The organism is Shewanella sp. Actino-trap-3, from assembly GCF_002836275.1.
Taxonomy (GTDB): Bacteria; Pseudomonadota; Gammaproteobacteria; order Enterobacterales; family Shewanellaceae; genus Shewanella; species Shewanella psychromarinicola.
Genome location: NZ_PJCE01000001.1, coordinates 1,407,381 through 1,426,623, shown reverse-complemented (window position 1 = coordinate 1,426,623; position 19,243 = coordinate 1,407,381). Strand labels below are relative to the sequence as shown.

The 19,243-nt window shown below is 43.0% G+C and carries 19 protein-coding genes; 12 read left to right on the top strand and 7 right to left on the bottom strand.

The features are described from left to right. Positions 1–111: 111 nt before the first annotated feature. A complete protein-coding gene (locus CXF80_RS06130) occupies positions 112–2,631 on the top strand; it encodes a sensor domain-containing protein (RefSeq protein ID WP_101032045.1) in 2,520 nt (839 codons plus the stop codon). 67 nt (positions 2,632–2,698) lie between these two features. Here the strand turns inward: CXF80_RS06130 and CXF80_RS06125 are convergent, their stop codons facing one another. Next, on the bottom strand, positions 2,699–3,061 hold the full coding sequence (locus CXF80_RS06125; protein WP_101032044.1) for a hypothetical protein: 363 nt from the start codon (positions 3,059–3,061) through the stop codon (positions 2,699–2,701). 64 nt (positions 3,062–3,125) lie between these two features. After that, on the bottom strand, positions 3,126–3,389 hold the full coding sequence (locus CXF80_RS06120) for a hypothetical protein (RefSeq protein ID WP_101032043.1): 264 nt from the start codon (positions 3,387–3,389) through the stop codon (positions 3,126–3,128). A 136-nt stretch (positions 3,390–3,525) separates the two neighbouring features. On the opposite strand from CXF80_RS06120, the gene CXF80_RS06115 reads away from it, so the two are divergent. From CXF80_RS06115 to CXF80_RS06085, 6 genes are all read left to right on the top strand, one after another. Then, positions 3,526–5,031, top strand: a complete 1,506-nt coding sequence (locus tag CXF80_RS06115) for an ATP-binding protein (RefSeq protein ID WP_198554737.1) — start codon at positions 3,526–3,528, stop codon at positions 5,029–5,031. Beyond that, the gene (locus tag CXF80_RS06110; protein ID WP_101032041.1) at positions 5,028–5,732 is read left to right on the top strand and encodes a response regulator; all 705 of its coding nucleotides are present in this window, start codon (positions 5,028–5,030) and stop codon (positions 5,730–5,732) included. The genes CXF80_RS06115 and CXF80_RS06110 overlap by 4 nt, the downstream gene beginning before the upstream one ends. A gap of 769 nt (positions 5,733–6,501) precedes the next feature. Further along, positions 6,502–7,374 (top strand): 6-carboxytetrahydropterin synthase, encoded by an 873-nt coding sequence (locus CXF80_RS06100; RefSeq protein ID WP_101032039.1) that lies wholly within the window; start codon positions 6,502–6,504, stop codon positions 7,372–7,374. Positions 7,375–7,500: 126 nt separating this feature from the next. Then, positions 7,501–8,325: a M23 family metallopeptidase gene (locus CXF80_RS06095; RefSeq protein ID WP_198554809.1), complete on the top strand. Its 825-nt coding sequence runs from the start codon at positions 7,501–7,503 to the stop codon at positions 8,323–8,325. Positions 8,326–8,567: 242 nt separating this feature from the next. Beyond that, positions 8,568–8,969 (top strand): GFA family protein, encoded by a 402-nt coding sequence (locus CXF80_RS06090; protein ID WP_101032037.1) that lies wholly within the window; start codon positions 8,568–8,570, stop codon positions 8,967–8,969. 498 nt (positions 8,970–9,467) lie between these two features. Continuing rightward, on the top strand, positions 9,468–9,707 hold the full coding sequence (locus CXF80_RS06085; protein WP_101032036.1) for a CDGSH iron-sulfur domain-containing protein: 240 nt from the start codon (positions 9,468–9,470) through the stop codon (positions 9,705–9,707). A 168-nt stretch (positions 9,708–9,875) separates the two neighbouring features. Here the strand turns inward: CXF80_RS06085 and CXF80_RS06080 are convergent, their stop codons facing one another. Continuing rightward, on the bottom strand, positions 9,876–11,495 hold the full coding sequence (locus tag CXF80_RS06080) for an NAD(P)/FAD-dependent oxidoreductase (protein WP_101032035.1): 1,620 nt from the start codon (positions 11,493–11,495) through the stop codon (positions 9,876–9,878). A 405-nt stretch (positions 11,496–11,900) separates the two neighbouring features. Here CXF80_RS06080 and CXF80_RS06075 point away from each other — a divergent pair, with 405 nt between their 5' ends. The 5 genes from CXF80_RS06075 (at position 11,901) to CXF80_RS06055 (ending at position 14,672) form a co-directional block, all read left to right on the top strand. Beyond that, positions 11,901–12,518, top strand: coding sequence for a cytochrome c oxidase subunit 3 family protein (locus CXF80_RS06075; RefSeq protein ID WP_101032034.1), 618 nt, complete (start codon positions 11,901–11,903; stop codon positions 12,516–12,518). Positions 12,519–12,521: 3 nt separating this feature from the next. Next, complete coding sequence (locus CXF80_RS06070) at positions 12,522–12,779, top strand: cytochrome C oxidase subunit IV family protein (protein ID WP_232772052.1); 258 nt, start codon at positions 12,522–12,524, stop codon at positions 12,777–12,779. A 110-nt stretch (positions 12,780–12,889) separates the two neighbouring features. Beyond that, the gene (locus tag CXF80_RS06065; protein ID WP_101032032.1) at positions 12,890–13,699 is read left to right on the top strand and encodes a CbbQ/NirQ/NorQ/GpvN family protein; all 810 of its coding nucleotides are present in this window, start codon (positions 12,890–12,892) and stop codon (positions 13,697–13,699) included. 11 nt (positions 13,700–13,710) lie between these two features. Continuing rightward, positions 13,711–14,343: a cytochrome c oxidase subunit 3 family protein gene (locus CXF80_RS06060; RefSeq protein ID WP_232772051.1), complete on the top strand. Its 633-nt coding sequence runs from the start codon at positions 13,711–13,713 to the stop codon at positions 14,341–14,343. A gap of 41 nt (positions 14,344–14,384) precedes the next feature. After that, positions 14,385–14,672 (top strand): cytochrome C oxidase subunit IV family protein, encoded by a 288-nt coding sequence (locus CXF80_RS06055; protein ID WP_101032031.1) that lies wholly within the window; start codon positions 14,385–14,387, stop codon positions 14,670–14,672. A 124-nt stretch (positions 14,673–14,796) separates the two neighbouring features. On the opposite strand, the gene CXF80_RS06050 is transcribed toward CXF80_RS06055, so the two are convergent. From CXF80_RS06050 to CXF80_RS06030, 4 genes are all read right to left on the bottom strand, one after another. Beyond that, positions 14,797–15,165: a hypothetical protein gene (locus CXF80_RS06050; protein WP_101032030.1), complete on the bottom strand. Its 369-nt coding sequence runs from the start codon at positions 15,163–15,165 to the stop codon at positions 14,797–14,799. 267 nt (positions 15,166–15,432) lie between these two features. After that, positions 15,433–17,274, bottom strand: coding sequence for a nitric oxide reductase activation protein NorD (locus tag CXF80_RS06040; protein WP_101032028.1), 1,842 nt, complete (start codon positions 17,272–17,274; stop codon positions 15,433–15,435). A gap of 103 nt (positions 17,275–17,377) precedes the next feature. Next, positions 17,378–18,766: a cbb3-type cytochrome c oxidase subunit I gene (locus CXF80_RS06035; RefSeq protein ID WP_101032027.1), complete on the bottom strand. Its 1,389-nt coding sequence runs from the start codon at positions 18,764–18,766 to the stop codon at positions 17,378–17,380. Positions 18,767–18,769: 3 nt separating this feature from the next. After that, on the bottom strand, positions 18,770–19,216 hold the full coding sequence (locus tag CXF80_RS06030) for a c-type cytochrome (protein ID WP_101032026.1): 447 nt from the start codon (positions 19,214–19,216) through the stop codon (positions 18,770–18,772). Between the last annotated feature and the right edge of the window lie 27 nt (positions 19,217–19,243).

The window sequence follows — 19,243 nt, the reverse complement described above, 5'->3', positions numbered from 1 at the left end:
GGTTCTGATATAATCTGACTTGGCACTAATGCTAATAAGAATACTCATAATAGTACCCATAAGATTTGGTTTATCAAAGCTTACTCAATAAGCACTATTCAGGAAGGTGGTATGCTGAAAAAAGCTATTTCTCCAGCACAATTAAGAGAATGGCAGCTAGAAATAAATGATATTTCTGCCGAGTTTCGTCTTACAATCATGTTTTACCATGTCAATTCTGATAACAGTATTGAAGCTATTTGTACAAGTCAAAATATTGATGAAATGACTCAGCGACAACATGACGCTAGCGTGTTAGAACATCTTAAAGCAACACCCCCTAATAGCGTAAAAGAAGTAGACCAACACACTAGTGTTTATCATCAGCTTATTCGTTCACCTCAAGGTCATATCATCGGTGTGATCAGCTTTAGTGCCAATAACATCGAACCGACTCAGGCGACTTTATTTCAACCTTTATCTGCGATGCAAGCGCGCATAGCGGATATGTTAACTAATGCCATTCGCTATTATATAAGCTCCTTAACCGTTGATTTAAATATCACAGAGTCAGTGTCCCCAGGTGTTGATTTACAGTCTTTTATTGATGCTTTTGATGAACATGTTTGGGTTAAGGATGCTAGCGGGCAATATGTTGCCTGTAATAAAAGTGTTGAACGAGCTTGGCGAAAATCTAAAGAGCAAATTGTCGGTAAAACTGACGTTGATCTTTTTGACCAACGCACCGCCGAAGAATTTATTGAGGGCGATAAATTAGCCATTAATAACGGCGCAACGGTAGTTGTTTCTGAATGCGAAGAATTCGACATTAATTTTAACAAAGTGTGGCTCGAAACCATCAAGGCTCCGATCCTTAATGCCCAAGGCCATTTGGTCGGTGTCATCGGCATGACTCGTAATATAGCCAAACATAAAGAGGCAGAAGAACAGTTAACGTTAGCTGCAAACGTGTTTCAAAATGCGGTCGAGGGAGTCGTTATAACTGACCGTGATGGTAATATTACTGAAATTAACCAAGCGTTTACTGATATCACCGGTTATAGCCGTGAAGAGGTAATAGGTCAAAACCCTAAAATACTCAGTTCGGGACGTCACCCAAAAAGCTTCTTTGAACGTTTGTGGAATACCTTGCTTGTTCAAGGTAAATGGCATGGTGAAATTTGGAATCGTCGTAAATATGGGGCTATTTTTCCGCAAGCTATTACCATCAGTGCGGTATTTGATAAACAAAATATCATTCAGTATTACGTTGCAGTGTTTGCCGATATTTCAGCGCAGAAACAAAATGAAGAAAAACTCAAAAACTTAGCTTATTTTGACCCTCTGACACAATTGCCTAATCGGATGCAATTTATGTCACTGCTAGAGCAAGAGGTTAATCACTCTCACAGGGCCAAAAAACAGTTGGCTATTGTGTTTTTAGATATCGATTTTTTTAAGCATATTAATGACAGTTTAGGTCATGTTATTGGCGATGAAGTTTTAGTTGAATTGGCCAATCGTTTATCTTATGCATTATCTGATTTTGACGCATTAGCACGCTTAAGTGGCGATGAGTTTGTGGTTATGTTGCCTAGCATCACGGGCACGGATTCCGTTACCTCTTCGGTAGACCGTATTCGAAGTGTGTTTGAACAGCCATTTATTCTCGATAATTCCCAATCTGTACGTCTTACTGCCAGTATGGGGGTGGCGATATATCCAAGTGATGGTGATGATCATGACAGCTTATTGCGTAATGCTGATGCTGCAATGCACCGTGCAAAATTAGATGGGCGAAACAATTATGCCTTTTATACTGAGTCAATGACCAAACAGGCTGTGGCGCAATTAAAACTGCAAACAGCATTGCACCAAGCGCTGGTGAATGAAGATTTTTATTTAGTTTATCAACCGAAGTTGAAACTGTCTGATCTGACACCCAGTGGCTTTGAAGCGCTCATTCGTTGGCATGACCCTGTCTTTGGCAATATTTCTCCGGCAGAGTTTATTCCATTAGCTGAGAAGATTGGCTTGATTTGGGATATTGGTTTATGGGTATTAAAGGCAGCCTGCCTGCAAGGGGTTGAATGGCTAACTCAAGGTAAAATGTTTGAGCGTATTTCAGTTAATGTGGCTAGCTTACAGCTGCAAAGAAATGATTTTGTCGATAAAGTGCGCTCCATTTTATTAGAAACCGGATTACCTGCCAAACATTTGGAATTAGAAGTAACCGAGTCTTGTATGATGATCGATCCCGATGCGATTATTCATGATTTGAAATTATTAGGTGCTATGGGAATTGCCTTGAGCATCGATGACTTTGGTACCGGTTATTCTTCACTCAATTATCTGAAAAAGTTACCGATTGATACGTTGAAAATCGATCAGTCGTTTGTGCGTGATATCCCTCATGATGCTAATAACACCGTCATTGCAAAGGCTGTTATTGCACTTGGGCATGCACTGAATTTGCAGATTATTGCTGAAGGAGTAGAAACCGTCGATCAAGCAGATTTTCTGCGGCTCAATGGCTGTGATTTTGCTCAAGGATATTTGTACAGCAAACCGCAATTGCCACAAGATCTTAACGAGTTTTTACCTATGATCCGTAACAGCATTAACCTGCCCACTGAAATTAACTTAAAGTAAATAAAATAGCAGCTTACACAATATGTAAGCTGCTTTTATATCACCATTACGACTTTTTAGTACTGTATTAAGCGTAAATATCTACGTTCACAGAGGTTGAATTACTGTTAGCCGTTTCGGTGTTTTCACCATTATAAATACTGCTCAACGCCTCAAAGAAAATACTGCCGATGTCCTCGTCAGATAAGCCTTCTGTAAGTGGTTTTAATTCATCCAACATAGACTTCAGCGACTCTTGTTGCTCGTCGGTCAATGATGACAACATGTCAGTTGTTAATTGCTGTTGATCATCAGACAAGGTCGACACCGCTGTATCTAACCCAGGCGGTACACCGCCTTTTGGTGGTGGCGGACCATCAGGACTCGGAGGTCTTTGGGTGTTCTCGGCCGATGTCATTTGCATCGAATTGTTACCACTAGTCACTTGCATATTTACTCCTTAAGCATTGATTATTAATTATTTTAGGCAAGAATACCCCTTAACCACACGAGTGTTATTTGCGTTGTTTTGGCGGTTGTTTCATATCGTCAGGACCATTGGCGGGTACAGCGACAAGCTCGCCATCGATAATTTGACAGCTTGCTTCAAGGGTGTCGCCACGGGGGGTGTCAAAACTAACCTGATCATTTTCAGCACTGTTAGCACACGCTTCAACAGCTTCTTTAGGTGGTTTTCTATCATGTGGGTTAGCATTAGCACCGACAGATACTAATAACATAAAGCTAAGTAGACCAATACTGATTGGCTTAAGAGTCATGGTGACACTCCTTGGTTAGGTAACTCATGGCAATATAACCTAACAATGTGGAGTAATTGTGCAGAATTGGAGGAGATTTTTATCAGTTATTTATCGCGACTAGTTTGTGCGTATATAGCTGGTTATAATGTCTTTTATGAAAATATCTCAAAAGCTTTTCTTAGCCTTCGTTGGCCTTACCAGTATTGTACTTATCGCCACGTTATCATTAGCGAGGTGGAGTTTTGACCAAGGTTTTTTAGACTACATCAACGGATTAGAACAAGAGCGTCTACAGTATTTATCGAATGAACTATTGGCACTTTATGCGGCTAATCCGGTATCACAAACTGATCCATCAGTAATGACAGAGCAACAATCTACACGAGTGTGGCAGTCTATTAATCAAAAAGCATTAACACAAGCCATTGCGCTTCATGCGCCACGTCCACAAAAATATCGTCCAGACGGCAGCGCAATGCCCCCCCCAAGACCGATTGGTGATAATCCTCCTCTGGGACCGGGATCACAATTAGGTCCTCCTAGACGACGGCCTCCGTTTGCTTCACCACCTTCTGGTCCACCGACAGGGTTATATTCAGCAGCGCAACAATTTATCGTCGGCGCCGACATTGACCATGCGGACGTTCTCATTAGCTTACCGCTAATATTTGATGATCAGGTCGTCGGTTATTTATACAGCAGCCCTATTAGAGACATTGAATCTTCTTCGGCTACGGCATTTTCTCAGCAACAACGCTGGACCAGTATGGGAATTGGTTTATTGTGTTTACTGCTTGCGAGTGCGATTGCTTGGTGGTTATCTCGTTTTCTGCTTATTCCGGTAAAGCAAGTTATGCTGGGCGTGTCATATTTATCTCAGGGTAATTATGATCAACGTTTATCGCCTCAGCGCACCGATGAATTAGGCCAACTAATGGCTAATATTGATCATCTGGCGCTGACATTATCTAAAAATCGTAGTGCCAAAAATCGTTGGTTAGCGGACATTTCGCACGAATTGCGTACCCCTTTGAGTATTTTATGCGGTGAAATTGATGCGATTAAAGCGGGGATCAGAACATTTAATCACATTCAGTTAATCTCACTTGAACAAGAAGTGCTGCGTATGAAGCACTTAGTCGATGATTTGTATGAACTATCTTTATCTGATGTTGGTGGATTACGTTATCATTTCCAGCGGGTGAACGTCAGTGAATCACTACAAAGCACGCTTAATAGTATGGCTACCAGCCTACAAGATAAAGGCCTAACGCTACAAAGTAAGCTCCAGCCTGAGGTGTATTTATCTGCCGATATGCTTCGTCTTGAACAGCTATTTATTAATTTATTAATGAATTCTATGGCTTACACAGACAGTCCTGGGGTAATTGATGTGCGATTATCACAACAAAATAAAACGATGATATTAACCATTAATGACACCAAGCCCAGTGCCAGCATTGAAGAGTGTGAACACCTGTTTGAGCCATTATATCGCCAAGACAGTGCCCGCACACGCCGTGGTAGTGGTGCAGGTCTTGGTTTAACCATCTGTAAGAATATTGTCGAAGCGCATGATGGCACCATTAAGGCCATCCCATCACCACAGGGTGGACTTTGTATTGAAGTACAATTACCTATGCACAGGGAATCATTATGAGTGGACATGTTCATCAACAACCCTTGACCATATTAGTGGTGGAGGACGAGCCTAAAATAGCGCAGATTTTAGTCGACTTTTTAACCCTTGAAGGTTTTAACACCTTGGTACAACACGATGGTCGTGAAGTGATTGAAACGGTTAAGTCTCAACAAATTGACTTTATGATTTTAGATCTGATGTTGCCCTATAAAGACGGTTTAACCATTTGCCGTGAGTTGAGGCAATTTTCAATGCTGCCAGTATTAATGTTAACGGCGCGGGTAGATGAAATTGACCGCTTAATGGGCTTAGATATTGGAGCAGACGATTATGTGTGTAAACCATTTTCGGCTAGGGAAGTCGTCGCTCGGGTCAAAACGATTTTAAGACGAGTTGAAAATACCTATGGCAGTCAAAGTGAACAGATTATTCGTTATAAATATCTGCAGATCAATATCGAACGTTTCAAATGTCAGGTCGACCAACAAGAGATTGAATTAACACCGGTTGAATTTAGATTACTGCACACTTTGCTAAAAAGACCCGGAGTAGTGCACTCTCGCGACAGCCTAATGCAAGTTTGCTATGTTGACGATCGTATTGTCAGCTCGCGTACCATAGATAGTCATGTCAAAAATCTACGTCATAAGTTGGCCCAAGCAAGTCAACAAAAAGAACTATTACATTCAATTTATGGGGTAGGCTATAAGGTGGAATGAGCTGGTAAATAATACCAGCGCATGTGGCTAGCTCGAGGCATGCTGAGCGTGTGGTAAGTCCGTTTGGCTATGATGAATATAGCTTGTTAGCTGCTCACCTTATTGATAAACGGCCTGGTATTGTCGACATAAAACGCCCTCAATCTGCCCCGTTTTTGCGAACATCGCTATCCGCGATGCCCATAGCGGTGGGCTTTGACAAGCAACAGTGGTATGCCTTCACTTATGACGCTTAGTTTACTGGTGCTATTTATGTTGGGCCGTTAAGAGCTATCATAACTTGGTACTATCTGTGCGCTACAACGCCTTATTCATCAGTCAACTCGGTTTAGCCAATGCTTAACTGAGATCATTAACGCTCCACTTTCCGCTTCTTCGGTAGTCATCTGGTTATTAAATATTATTGAGTCGACTTACTTTTATTTATTATATCTACAAGGATATTTGCTCGCTCATCGCTTCGCTTTTGTTTTATATGGCATTGAAATAATTCGCGGTATTAATGTGGTATCAATGCGGTCTCATTTTGATCTCATTTGGGTCTTATTTTGACATCGAACACACTGACGAGACATTGATTTAGGCGATCGGCAGTGGAGCATCGGTATTTAACTATCGGTATTTAACTATTGGTATTAGCGCAATTGGTTGTAGACTAAGAGTTGATAGTCGGACCAAGGTGGATCAGGTAAGATAGTGCTTCCACTGGCATGTGCTATTTGGAATACATTTATACTGAGGTGGACTGTTTTTCTGCCTAGGAGCATTAATGCAACTGTTTGTAAAAGATTTAACTGTTATTGATTTTTCTTATCTTTGCCCCATTCGCGGCATGGTAGGTGAAAGCTGGATTGTCGATGTGCTATTAGATGGCGGCTTAGATGAGCAAAATATGGTGCTCGACTTTGCCAAAGTCAAGCGTACCATCAAAAACACCATCGATGATGTTGCCGATCATCGTTTGTTAATCCCTACTGCTTGCAGCGAAGTGCGCTGGCAGCAAAAGGGCGACCGAGTATGGATGGACTTTAGCAGCCAAAAAGGTGATATCCACCTGGCGTGTCCATCACAAGCTTTTGCACTGATCCCAACCGAAGTTATCGACTATGAAAGTGTTAATGACTTTTTGAAAAAAGCCTTACGTGAAGTGTTGCCAGAAAATGTCCAAGGTATCAGCCTGACATTACGCCACGAAGCACTTGATACACCGTTTTATCATTACAGTCATGGTCTACGTAAACATGACGGTAATTGTCAGCGTATTGCTCACGGTCATCGGAGCCCGGTAACGGTATTTGAAAATGGCATCGCGACACCTAAATGGGACCACTATTGGGCTGAACGTTGGCAAGATATTTACCTTGGCACCGAAGAAGACTTAGTGTCTATCAAAACACTTCATTTGTCTAAGCAAACGAAAGTCAGCGACGAAACGCATTTTGGTTTTCACTATGTTGCCCCTCAAGGTGATTTTCAATTAGCGATTCCTAAGCATTGTTGTGACTTAATTCCCCATGACACCACCGTCGAGTTATTGGCTGAATACATGGCTAAAACATTGTCGAGTAAAGAGCCCAAAAGTCATTTTAAAGTCATCGCTTTCGAAGGTATTGGCAAAGGAGCCATTGCAGTAAGAGGTTAATCAAGTATTATTAATGGGCTGCCATACGGTAGCCCTTTTTTTATGTTTTTTGTCGCAATTAACAAGGAATGCATTTCGATTATGTTATTAAAAAAGACACTTTTACAATCTATTTCAACGGCCACAATGCTGGTGATCAGTCTATGCGGACTCAGTACTAACGCTGCTGCAGCGGTGACATTTCAAGGTCAGTTTGAACAAGGTGCACTAGTGCGCGGCGCCGTGCCAGCAGGCAGTAAAATTTTACTTAATGGCCAACCGGTAAAAATCACCCCAAATGGTCAATTTGCCATTGGGTTTGATAGAGATGCGAAAGCAGAGCAAGTGTTTAAAGTCATTTACCCAGACGGATTAACCGAAATTAAACCGCTAAAAATTGCCGCGAGGCAGTACAAAATTGATCGGGTCACTGGCATTAGCCAAAAAATAATGAAACCCGATCCTGTCGCCCAAAAAAGGGCGGCTAAAGATGCCAAACAGACTCGCGCCGCCAGAGGCTTATTCAGTCAGCAACAGGCATTTATGCAGCCCTTTATTTGGCCAGTTACGGGCAGGATTTCAGGCGTTTATGGCAGCCAACGGGTATATAACGACGTTCCCGGTAACCCACATTTTGGTGTTGATGTTGCACGTCCAACAGGCACGGTCGTCGTCGCGCCAGCAGACGGCGTTATTACCTTAGCCGAGCCTGATATGTTCTATTCTGGTGGCACTGTGATTATCGATCACGGTTATGGGATTAATTCAACATTTTTGCACTTAAGTAAATTGTATTTAACCGTCGGTGACAAAGTTGTGCAGGGCGATAAAGTTGCTGAAATTGGTGCAACCGGTCGTGTTACGGGTCCGCATTTAGATTGGCGCTTAAATTGGTTCCAAATGCGCCTAGATCCAGTGTCAATAGTGCCGTCAATGGCCAGCGTGTTGGCAGCGGAGAAAGCGGCAGAATAGTTTTTAGCTTATATTTTATCGTTCCAGTAATGCGATTAAGTTGGAAGAGTTTGTTTATGTTTACATTTTTTTGAACTATAGCTGGCGCGATTTTCGGTTTAAATGAACCACTCTGGACGTCAATAGACGATAACGGTAGTTATTTGGCCACATCAGTCTGGTGATATTTTAATGTTACCTCGAGTTACCGACATAGATAGCACGAGTCAATCGTTACATTATAAAGCACAAAGGGTCTTGGCATGATCAAACGAGTTGGCAATACCAACATTGAACTGAAACACAAAGCGACATGTCATTGTGGAGCGGTTGAACTTGAACTCACTTTACCAAACGGCATCGAAAACCCGAGACGCTGTGATTGTTCAATTTGTCGTAGAAAAGGTGCCATTGTTGCTTCGGTTAAACTCGATGGAATTCGAGTGGTAAAAGGCCAAGATGTGCTTAAGCTATATCAATTTAATACCAACACCGCGAAACACTTCTTCTGTTCTCACTGTGGTATCTATACCCATCATCAACGACGCTCAAACCCGAGCGAATATGGCTTTAACATTGGCTGTTTAGACGGCGTCAATCCATTTGATTTAGGTAACGTGGTCACCGGCGATGGTGTCAATCACCCAACCGATCGGACTGCTTAACAACAAGTAAAATTTGACTAACAGTAATCGTGGGTGTCACATTCATTTGTTCGCATGAGACGTTTTCCCAGCCAATAGCTGCCGACGTTCAAAGCTCAGTCAAGTCAGGGTACCGCTCGCAATGTCATGTATATAGTAAGAACACAAAGAGATTGAGCCACTAGGTCGCTGGTGTTGTCAGAAGAGTGAAATGGGACGGTTAAGGTTTATGGTCAATATAATGAGAATAAGACTACAACTGAAGATGTTTAAGCATGGATCTACATTGAGGTTATCGGGATTATTTCGATTACAGTTGACCAGGTCATACGGCTCAATCTTATTAGCAATGTTGCTAATTTATGTGCTGGAATAATCAAAGGCTATCGAAATGAATGATGAAAGCAGCTATGTTGTTGATTATAAGAATGGGTGGCTTAGTTTCGTTCTATAGTTTCGTTGTTAGTTTCGTTGTTAGTTTCGTTGTTATGTTTATTAGCTAGTTATGGAGAATATATTATGAGTAAACCAATACGTGCTTCAGATACCCCTTATGCCGTCGAGGTAGAAGCGGGTAAAAATTATTTTTGGTGTTCATGTGGGGAAAGTAAAAAACAGCCTTTTTGTGATGGTTCTCATAAAGGTTCTGAATTTACACCAGTGAAATTTACTGCCAAAGAGTCTAATAAAGTGTTCTTTTGTGGCTGTAAATCAACAAGAACTCAGCCAATGTGTGATGGAAGCCATAAACAAACATAACATCAACAGGAACATCAACAGGAAAATCACTCGCGGGGCGGGGCCAAAACGCGGGAGTTTTCCAGTGATATTAACATTAAATCTGCGCGGACATTTCAGCACTTGCGGCAGTGGCAATTAAGCGATTATCCATATGTGGCGTTGTTGCGCTGTTAATTTAAGACGACATTAACGGTTGGCTATCTGTTTTAGCATGTCTAATGCAACGGCTTCGGCAATACTGATGCCGTCGATACCCGCCGATAAAATGCCGCCTGCATAACCGGCACCTTCACCTGCAGGGTACAAACCTTTGGTATTAAGACTTTGATAATCTGCGCCACGTTTAATTTGCACTGGTGAAGAGGTACGCGTTTCAACGCCCGTTAACATGGCATCTTTACTGTCAAAACCTCGAATTTTCTTACCGAATGCGGGAATGGCTTCGCGGATCGCATCGATGGCGAATTGGGGTAATGCATCGCTTAAATCAGTCATTTTCACATTGGGTTTATAAGATGGCTCAACATTTTCAAACGGTTTACCCACCCCCGCGGCTAAAAAGTCGCCTACCATTTGCGCAGGTGCATCATAATTACTGCCGCCCATAACATAGGCATTGCGTTCCAATTTACGTTGCAGCGCGATCCCTTGCAGTGGATCGTTATCAAAATCACTTGGGTCTATCCCCACCACAATGGCACTGTTAGCATTACGTTCACTACGCGAATATTGGCTCATACCGTTAGTGACTACCGCATGCTCTTCTGACGTTGCCGCCACAACCACACCACCAGGGCACATACAAAAGCTGTACACACTGCGACCACTTTTACAATGATGGACCAACTTGTAATCTGCAGCACCTAACATTGGGTGGCCCGCGTTACTGCCAAAGCGATCTTTATCAATCATGTCTTGTTTGTGTTCAATACGAAAACCAATCGAAAATGACTGCGCCTGCATATACACGCCTTTATCATGCAACATTTGGAATGTATCACGGGCACTGTGGCCAATCGCAGCAATGACATGTGTAGAATGCAGCACTTCGCCATTTCTAAGTGTGACACCCGTCACCTGACGATCGCTAATATTGATTTCATCGACACGGGTTTCAAAGCGAACTTCACCGCCTAATCGGATGATTTCACTACGCATTTTCTCCACCATAGTCACCAGCTTAAAGGTACCAATGTGTGGTTTGCTGACATAAATGATTTCAGCCGGTGCGCCCGCGGCAACAAATTCTTGTTTTACTTTTAAGCCTTTAAAACCAGGGTCTTTGACTTGACTGTATAACTTACCATCAGAGAATGTGCCCGCACCACCTTCACCAAATTGCACATTGGATTCGGTGTTTAGCTCACTGGTACGCCAAAAACGGAAGGTATCTTTAGCGCGTTCGTGCACTGATTTACCGCGCTCTAAAATAATGGGCTTAAAGCCCATTTGCGCCAATATAAGTCCGACAAACAAGCCACATGGTCCCATACCTATCACCAATGGGCGCTCCGTTAACCCTTCTGGAGCACAAGCAACATACTTATAATCGGTATCTGGTGAAACACGGATGTTGTGATCATCAACAAGCGACGCCAATAACGCCACTTCGTCTACATTGGTTAACGTCACATCCAATGTATAAATTAACCAAATTAAATTCTTTTTACGGGCATCGTAGCCACGTTTAAACACATGTATGTCAACCAGCTGCTCCGCGGAGATAGATAGCTTTTGCAATACCACATCTTGCAGCGCATCTTCATTATGGTCGAGAGGCAATTGTACTTGGTTTAAACGGATCATGATTTACCTAAAAAAGAGACTTAAAAAACAGCGCATAGTTTACGTGATTTAGCTCTAAAATGAAATTATCTATCGATGTCATATGCCATTTAGGCTGCGATTGGCGAACGCTCATCATCGCTACTGGACAGGTTAAAGGGTGTTTTTAACATTTCTTGCGCCGATTGGTTAATTAAGCGGCCAATTTTAGGCCTTTATTTTCGTCACTATCAGGATGTCGTTTAACTGCCCCAATCGTTGTCCTGTCAATAACATCATTAACAACATGCTATATAGCTAGATTATATTTATGTCTTGGGTAAGCCCTGTCAATAAAAGGGATCTCACGCCTGTTGTGTATTATTGAACTAAACTTAGGTAAACCGACAACCATTGGCCAAAAGGGCTTATGATGATTATTACCCGATGAATAGTGAGCCCCCCAAAGCACCTTTGGGCATTTTCCCCCGTTCCTGGAGTGAGCAGCGGGCCGGTCGAATCCCCGGTAATATTCCGATATGGGTGGGGATCCTATCTGAACTCACCGAATTTGGCATTTTTTTCGTCGCTTATTTTATTGCCAAATACCATTACCCAGAAGTTTTTTCTCAAGGCCCCCAAAGTGTAAGTACCCTCGCGGGGGTAACAAACACATTGATATTACTTTCAAGTAGTTACTTTATTGCAAAAGCCATGATCAATATTCGGTTAGACAATCGAGCCAAGTGTGAAGTCTATCTGTGGCTCACTCTGGCTTGTGGTTGCTTGTACCTATTGGTGAAATCGGGCGAATTCTATTGGAATCATCAGCAGGGTTTTCGAACCAGTAGCAGTGAGTTTTTTACTGTTTATTACTATATGACTTTTAATCATTTCCTCCATGTGGGTTGGGCTGCATGCGCGGTTTTATGGGTGATTTTTCGTGTGCGCAGAGGAGCCTATTCAGCGAAACAACATTCAGGTCTAGAAGCATTAGCCATGTACTGGCACACGATTGACTTGATGTGGATCCTTATTTTTCCACTCTTGTATGTTCTAAGGTAGGCCATGATGAAATTTTTTGGAAAAATGGAGTATTGCTGGTGGGCGCTGATTGGAATAACGCTATTTAATACGTTTTTGGGTGAAAAATTTAACTCTTCAGCGCTGGTTAGCATTTTGGTTGCATTGACCGTGATGTGTAAGGGATTAATGATCATCGATCATTTTATGGAGTTGCGTCATGCCCATCGATACTTGCGATTATTGATGCGAGCTTATCTTATTTTCTTCCCATCCTTGATTATGGTGACGACTTTATTATGAATCAACTTTGTTATTAACCAACAGCGATGGGAGTTTTTCAGCCAAAATGTTAATAAATGCTATATTTAAATAGCTTTCTTTTCGAGTAGTGTCGAATACTAGGGACCCATATGACCTTATCAACTACCACTGCAATTGCTATTAATGAACAGATATTTTATCAGCAGCAAGACAACGAAATACAACTGTTCGAGTACGCGTTTTCTCATCAACTGCCATTGTTAATTAAAGGGCCTACGGGCTGTGGTAAAACGCGCTTTGTGGCTTATATGGCGGAGAAACTAGGCAGACCTTTATACACTGTGGCATGTCATGATGACTTAACTGCCGCGGATTTAGTGGGACGTCATTTGATTGGTCCAAAGGGTACCTATTGGCAAGACGGACCGTTAACGAGGGCGGTGAGAGAAGGCGGTATTTGTTATCTCGATGAAATCGTCGAGGCACGTAAAGATACCACAGTGGTATTGCACCCACTTGCCGATGATCGTCGCATATTACCGATCGAACGAACCGGAGAAGAACTCGCTGCAGCACAAGGTTTTATGTTGGTGGTGTCCTATAACCCTGGTTATCAAAATATTCTTAAAGGAATGAAGGCGAGTACTCGGCAGCGCTTTGTCGCATTGCGGCTTGGCTATCCAAATCCTCAGCTCGAGATCCAAATACTGATGACGGAATGTCAAATAGATCAAGATTTAGCGGGTAAACTGATTGAATTGGCCGGGTCACTGCGCAGACTGGACTGTGACTTAGATGAAGTGGCTTCTACGCGCTTATTAATTTATGCGGCGCGAATGATATCCAGTGGTATGTCGCCACTGGCCGCGTGTCGCAGTTGCCTTGCGGAGCCATTGTCTGATGATCTCAGTACCGTTGAAGCGCTCATGGATGTCGCACGCCTGTATTTTGATTGTTAATGCCCTTGCAGATGAAAAGTCATAATATGGTCAATACCGGATCCAATCAAGTACCAACCGGTGATGTCGCGGGTGTGACATCAAGCCAGCGGCCACATTTGCCGGGTGATTTGGCAATGTGGTTTTTCATTTTGGCAGAGCTAACGGTATTCGCTATTTTTATTATTGGTTTTGCAGTAACACGGCAGCTGTATCCCGATATGTTTCAACAGGGACAAACCTACCTGCATCCCGTCGCCGGTGGGATTAACACCATTTCGTTAATTTCCAGTAGTTGTTTGGTCGCCCTCAGCTTAAATGCGGTAAAGCATTCACGCCAAGATTATGCTGCGGCGCTATTGGGCGGTGCGTTACTCACGGCGGGAGTCTATTTAGCGGTAAAGTCATGGGAGTATAACGAGCTCATCCAACAAGGATTTGGTTTGTCGACCAATACCTATTTTACCTTGTATTTTTTTATCACAGCATTCCACTTTATGCACGTCATTCTCGGAATGATTATCTTGGGCTCCATGGCATACAAAACAACAAGAGGAGCCTATCAGGGCAAGAGCCTTTCGGGTTTTGAGTCAGGAGCTTGTTATTGGCATATGGTAGACCTCGTGTGGATCATTATTTTCCCGCTGTTGTACGTCATTAATTAATCATAACTAATCATAACTAGGCTAATGTGAGGCTGCAAAATATGAACAATCATCAAGGTCTCATTCTTCGGGTATATCTCTATCTGATTATCCTGACTGCCGCTTCTGCTTATGTGGGCAGTGTTGCGCTGGGCGCAAGTAATGCCTGGTTGCAAGGTGTAGAAGATATTGTGTTAGCTAGCATTCTGCTGGTGACCTTGATAAAGGGACTACTGATTGTTGATGTCTATATGGAATTGAAACCGGCGCCAGCATTGTGGCGCAACTTATTACGGGCTTATGTTACCTTGCTCCCGATAGGTATTGGATTGATTTACTATTTATTTTGAGTGCCCAGTGGTTCACTCTTGAATCTCATATTAATATGATTAATGAGTTTTTAATGAGTTTTTAATAAGTTATTTAATAATATTTGCATTACTTGTTGATGTCTTTTCGCCATAACATGAACAACTAAACTTGTTTGTAGCCCATTTTATTACCCGCCCACGCCCGCACTAACATCCATACCGCAATCAAAATAAAGAAGGCATGCACAGAGATAAAATAGGTAATCACAAATACCCAAGTCATGCCCGAATTGAAGCCTCCAAATAAAATCATCAGTGCACTTACCAGTATTAATGCCGTTGCAGCGGCTAAATTAAGCTTGATGGCAAAATTGAGGTGATAAGCGGAAAACGAGTCGGATGCAAATTGATTGATTTTGCTAAGCAGCACGATAAACGATAGCAGGGGTAAAAAGGTGAGATTGAGCAGAGACCACAAGGCGATTGCAGACGCTTGTTTTATTTGTTTTTGATCGTATTTATTTAGTTTCATGTTTACATACCTGCCTGCGGTTATCTGGGTAAATAAATGATCATCAGTAAGCAAAATAACGCAATGAATACAAAAGCCCATAAAAAAACTCTGGTTTTATAGACACGGCTACTAGGGTGCGCTTTTGGTAAAGCCATACCACAGTGGCAACAGACCGGCACGGGGTCGGTCAAATACCTCGCCGTTTTACTATCAAGTGTATTTTCAGTCTGGCAATACAAACAGGGAACTTTTTCAATCATTTAGGTCTCCTTTGCTCAATAAAGTCTAGTAAGAAGATTGGGTGAGCTGATGATATAAGTGTGGCAATTTTGTCGGTAACTGGCTTGGGTCAAAGATAACGCTGAAGCCATTATGGCCAAAAATATAAGGCAGGTATTGGTCAGCCTTTTGATCTATGGTGATACAAAATGGAATGAGTCCAAGGCGGCGGGCAGCAATAATCGCTTGCTTGGTATCTTCAATGCCATATCGACCTTCGTAATTATCGATATCATTCGGCTTGCCATCAGTCAAAATAAGCAGCAACTTTCGGTGGTGTGTTTGTTCCGCCAAAATATTGCTCGCTTGGCGGATGGCGGCACCCATTCGGGTATAAAAGCCTGGCCGCAAACTTAGGATCCTGCCACGAATATGATCATTGTAGGGTTCGGCAAAGTTCTTTAATAGTGTAAACCTAACGTGATGGCGCTTTACCGATGAGAAACCATACAGCGCAAATGGATCGCCCACAGCCGCCAAAGCTTCACTGAATAGCAGCATGCTGTCCTTGATGACATCAATGACCCTAAGTTGGTTATTGATGTAGGCATCTGTCGACATAGACAGATCCGAGAGTAACAAGCAGCTTATGTCACGCTGGCAGTTCTGAAACCTAAGGTAGAGTCCAGTTTCTTGCGCCATAGAGGTCTGACTTTCAATATGGAAATCCAACCAAGCGGTTAAATCAATTTCATCTCCGCTCGGCTGAGATTTTTGCCAGTTTTTAATACTTTGCAGTTGCTGGAATTGTTGGCGGATCTTTTTGGCAGCTGAGTCTAATGACCGCGGCAATGGCTGTGGCTTACTGTCGCGGGGCAACATAGGTTGTAATAGACAACGCTCAGCCACCAGTTGATTCGATTTGTAATTCCACTCTGGCAGCGTAATGCCTTTCCCTAAGGGCAAGTCATCCTCAATTGCAGAAGGTAAGTCGAGATCTATTTTAAGCTTGGCGGTTTTTTGCTTTGAGCCCTTTGCCACCGTAATAATATCAAGGTCTTCAGCCACTCTTTGGGCATCATCGTCTTCGGTGTCGTCCTCTGCGCGATTCACCCTAGAAAACTCGCTCCACGAGAACAAGTTTTCTAAGCGAAAAACCATCAGACTGTCTTTGGTGTCATCTTCTTCTATTCGCTGTGATTTTTTTCTAGCCTGTACGCTTTGCTGCTTAGTTGCCGCGGATGAACCTTGCTCTTCTTGGCAATCAATATCTGCCGCGCTAAAGGGGTTATCTTTGACGTTCTCATTGGGGTACAACCAGATATGAATGGCTTGAGGTGCATAGTGTGCTACCGGAAATTCAATAATAGATCCAGGGTGGGTTATTGCTTGGATCACTGCCCGTTCGAGCGGTTGTAAGGATTTAGGCAATGCTTCAACAGGAACTCGTTGCTTGAGTATTGCTGTCACCAGTCGTTGATAACGAGGCCTTAGAGCGGGGCATTTATTGAGTACTTTGGCTACGACAGCTTGATTGTCTCTGGCCCAGTGGGTGAACTGCTCTGGGTAATGCGGAGCAAGGGCAGCAAGCCAGAGGTAGAGTTCTTTATTGAGTTGTGGTGTATCAAAAATAGCGATGGATTGCGGCAGACGAAGGCTGGTTTCGTCTTGCCAAGCAAGGCTGACTTGTTGTTTGGCGCCAGAAATTTTATCGATAAAATTTCTATGAGCATAATAATCACGCGGCACTGCGGCTTCGACGCGTTTTGTCGGTGAGCCTCCTAGTGCGCGAAAAATCACCCCAACGGATTTCTTGATATCATCAAATTGAACTCGGGCATGATCAAATTCAGTGTTGCTCTTTTGCACAATGAACTTATGCCAAATACTTCCCACCCATTCTTCCATTTTAGTTTATGTGCCTCCATGGTGATAAAAATAGGGGGGAATTAGCGGCAATAACGACTCCGCGATAACTCTATTCGATTAAAGCAGTCCATTGTTCAGTTCGCTATTTAGCGACCTTTCTATCGACAATAAAGTTACACATATAGGTTATTAAGCCTATCAAAAATATGACCCCCGTCGCTTCTCGTGCCCAATAGAAAATTGATAATTTATCTTGGGTTTCCATAAAGCTGAGTGCTTCGCCGCTTTCAGGTAGACGTTGTAACCAGATCTGCAATATCCCAGCTCCAGTTAAGAACAGCGTAATGAAGACCATGGCAACCGTCATTAGCCAGAATCCCCACATTTCGAGCACTTGCGCTTTTTTACTCGATGCTTCGCCGATACCGCGTAACTTCGGCATAGCATAGGAAATAATGGTGAGTACTATCATCGCATAGGCACCGTAAAACGCCATATGAGCATGTGCTGCAGTGATTTGGGTACCGTGAGTGTAGAAATTAACTGGTGCCAATGTATGTAAAAATCCCCACACACCAGCGCCAAGAAATGCCATCACTGCCGTTCCTAACGCCCACAGCGTGGCGGCTTTGTTTGGATGTTCTCGGCGGCGGTTATTGACCATGTTGAATGCATACAACACCATGGCAAAGAAAGGTAAAGGTTCTAACGCGGAGAATACCGAACCCACCCATTGCCAGTATTCTGGGGTGGCTAACCAAAAAAAGTGATGCCCAGTTCCCAGTAGTCCGGAGATCAATGCCATCGCCACAATCACATACAGCCATTTCTCAATAATTTCCCGGTCAACACCAGTGATCTTGATCAGTATAAAGGCGAGGATCGCACCCATAATTAATTCCCACACGCCTTCCACCCAGAGGTGGACCACAAACCACCAATAGAACTTATCCATAGCAATGTTGGACGGATTGTAGAAAGAAAATAGGAAAAAGACAGCCAGACCAATAAGCCCGGTGAGCAGTACCATGTTTATCACCGTTTTTCGGCCGCGCAACATGGTCATGCCGATATTGAACAGAAAACCGAGACAGACGATAACAATGCCAATTTTAGTGATTGTGGGCTGCTCTAAGAACTCCCGCCCCATCGTCGGGAAATACTCATTTCCCGTGATCTCAGCCAATCTTGAATAGGGCACCAACAAATAACCCAACACGGTGAGTGTGGCAGCGACTGCAAATACCCAGAAAAGCAGGATAGCGAGTTTAGGGCTATACAATTCGGTTTCAGACTCTTCGGGTACAAGGAAATAAGCGGCACCCATAAAGCCAAATAATAGCCAAACGATGAGTAAGTTAGTATGCACCATTCGAGCAACGTTAAAGGGAATGATCCCCGCGAGAAAATCTCCTACGACATATTGCAAGCCCATCACCAAGCCAAATAGAATTTGTCCGGTAAACAAAATAAGCGCAAATATAAAGTAAGGTGTCGCAACTGATTGTGATTGAAATTTTAAAGTGCTCATTGCTTAACCCTCAATGTTCGGTGGCCAGCTGTTAACGTCTATTTCAGCGGTGAATTTTAAGAACTCTGCCAAATCGTTAACCTGTTGTTCCGTTAAGTTAAATTGAGGCATTTGTCGACGTCCAGGGATACCGAGAGGTTGAATTTTCATCCAACCTTGCATAAAGCCTTTAAATGCATCGAGATCACCGCCACCGCGGCGATAAAAAACATTTCCCAACTCTGGCGCATAATAAGCGCCTTCACCAATGAGTGTATGGCAACCTATACAGTTGTTGTCTTCCCATACGGCTTTACCGTTTGCAACAGCTTGGGTGAGGTTCTCTCGATGATCAGATTTGGGCATTTCTCTGGTGGTGTGCATAGCGAGGCCGGCAAACAATAGTATAAAAAACACACTGCCGCCATAGTAGATATTTCGAGCCATACCTTTCGTAAAAGTGTCTGACATATTGCTATCCCTTATACTTACTTACTT

What these genes read in the sequence shown, in the direction of transcription:
- CXF80_RS06130 (WP_101032045.1), top strand. Translation starts at nt 112, where the DNA reads ATGCTGAAAAAAGCTATTTCTCCAGCACAATTAAGAGAATGGCAGCTA.
- CXF80_RS06125 (WP_101032044.1), bottom strand. Translation starts at nt 3,061, where the DNA reads ATGCAAGTGACTAGTGGTAACAATTCGATGCAAATGACATCGGCCGAG.
- CXF80_RS06120 (WP_101032043.1), bottom strand. Translation starts at nt 3,389, where the DNA reads ATGACTCTTAAGCCAATCAGTATTGGTCTACTTAGCTTTATGTTATTA.
- CXF80_RS06115 (WP_198554737.1), top strand. Translation starts at nt 3,526, where the DNA reads ATGAAAATATCTCAAAAGCTTTTCTTAGCCTTCGTTGGCCTTACCAGT.
- CXF80_RS06110 (WP_101032041.1), top strand. Translation starts at nt 5,028, where the DNA reads ATGAGTGGACATGTTCATCAACAACCCTTGACCATATTAGTGGTGGAG.
- CXF80_RS06100 (WP_101032039.1), top strand. Translation starts at nt 6,502, where the DNA reads ATGCAACTGTTTGTAAAAGATTTAACTGTTATTGATTTTTCTTATCTT.
- CXF80_RS06095 (WP_198554809.1), top strand. Translation starts at nt 7,501, where the DNA reads ATGCTGGTGATCAGTCTATGCGGACTCAGTACTAACGCTGCTGCAGCG.
- CXF80_RS06090 (WP_101032037.1), top strand. Translation starts at nt 8,568, where the DNA reads ATGATCAAACGAGTTGGCAATACCAACATTGAACTGAAACACAAAGCG.
- CXF80_RS06085 (WP_101032036.1), top strand. Translation starts at nt 9,468, where the DNA reads ATGAGTAAACCAATACGTGCTTCAGATACCCCTTATGCCGTCGAGGTA.
- CXF80_RS06080 (WP_101032035.1), bottom strand. Translation starts at nt 11,495, where the DNA reads ATGATCCGTTTAAACCAAGTACAATTGCCTCTCGACCATAATGAAGAT.
- CXF80_RS06075 (WP_101032034.1), top strand. Translation starts at nt 11,901, where the DNA reads ATGAATAGTGAGCCCCCCAAAGCACCTTTGGGCATTTTCCCCCGTTCC.
- CXF80_RS06070 (WP_232772052.1), top strand. Translation starts at nt 12,522, where the DNA reads ATGATGAAATTTTTTGGAAAAATGGAGTATTGCTGGTGGGCGCTGATT.
- CXF80_RS06065 (WP_101032032.1), top strand. Translation starts at nt 12,890, where the DNA reads ATGACCTTATCAACTACCACTGCAATTGCTATTAATGAACAGATATTT.
- CXF80_RS06060 (WP_232772051.1), top strand. Translation starts at nt 13,711, where the DNA reads ATGAAAAGTCATAATATGGTCAATACCGGATCCAATCAAGTACCAACC.
- CXF80_RS06055 (WP_101032031.1), top strand. Translation starts at nt 14,385, where the DNA reads ATGAACAATCATCAAGGTCTCATTCTTCGGGTATATCTCTATCTGATT.
- CXF80_RS06050 (WP_101032030.1), bottom strand. Translation starts at nt 15,165, where the DNA reads ATGAAACTAAATAAATACGATCAAAAACAAATAAAACAAGCGTCTGCA.
- CXF80_RS06040 (WP_101032028.1), bottom strand. Translation starts at nt 17,274, where the DNA reads ATGGAAGAATGGGTGGGAAGTATTTGGCATAAGTTCATTGTGCAAAAG.
- CXF80_RS06035 (WP_101032027.1), bottom strand. Translation starts at nt 18,766, where the DNA reads ATGAGCACTTTAAAATTTCAATCACAATCAGTTGCGACACCTTACTTT.
- CXF80_RS06030 (WP_101032026.1), bottom strand. Translation starts at nt 19,216, where the DNA reads ATGTCAGACACTTTTACGAAAGGTATGGCTCGAAATATCTACTATGGC.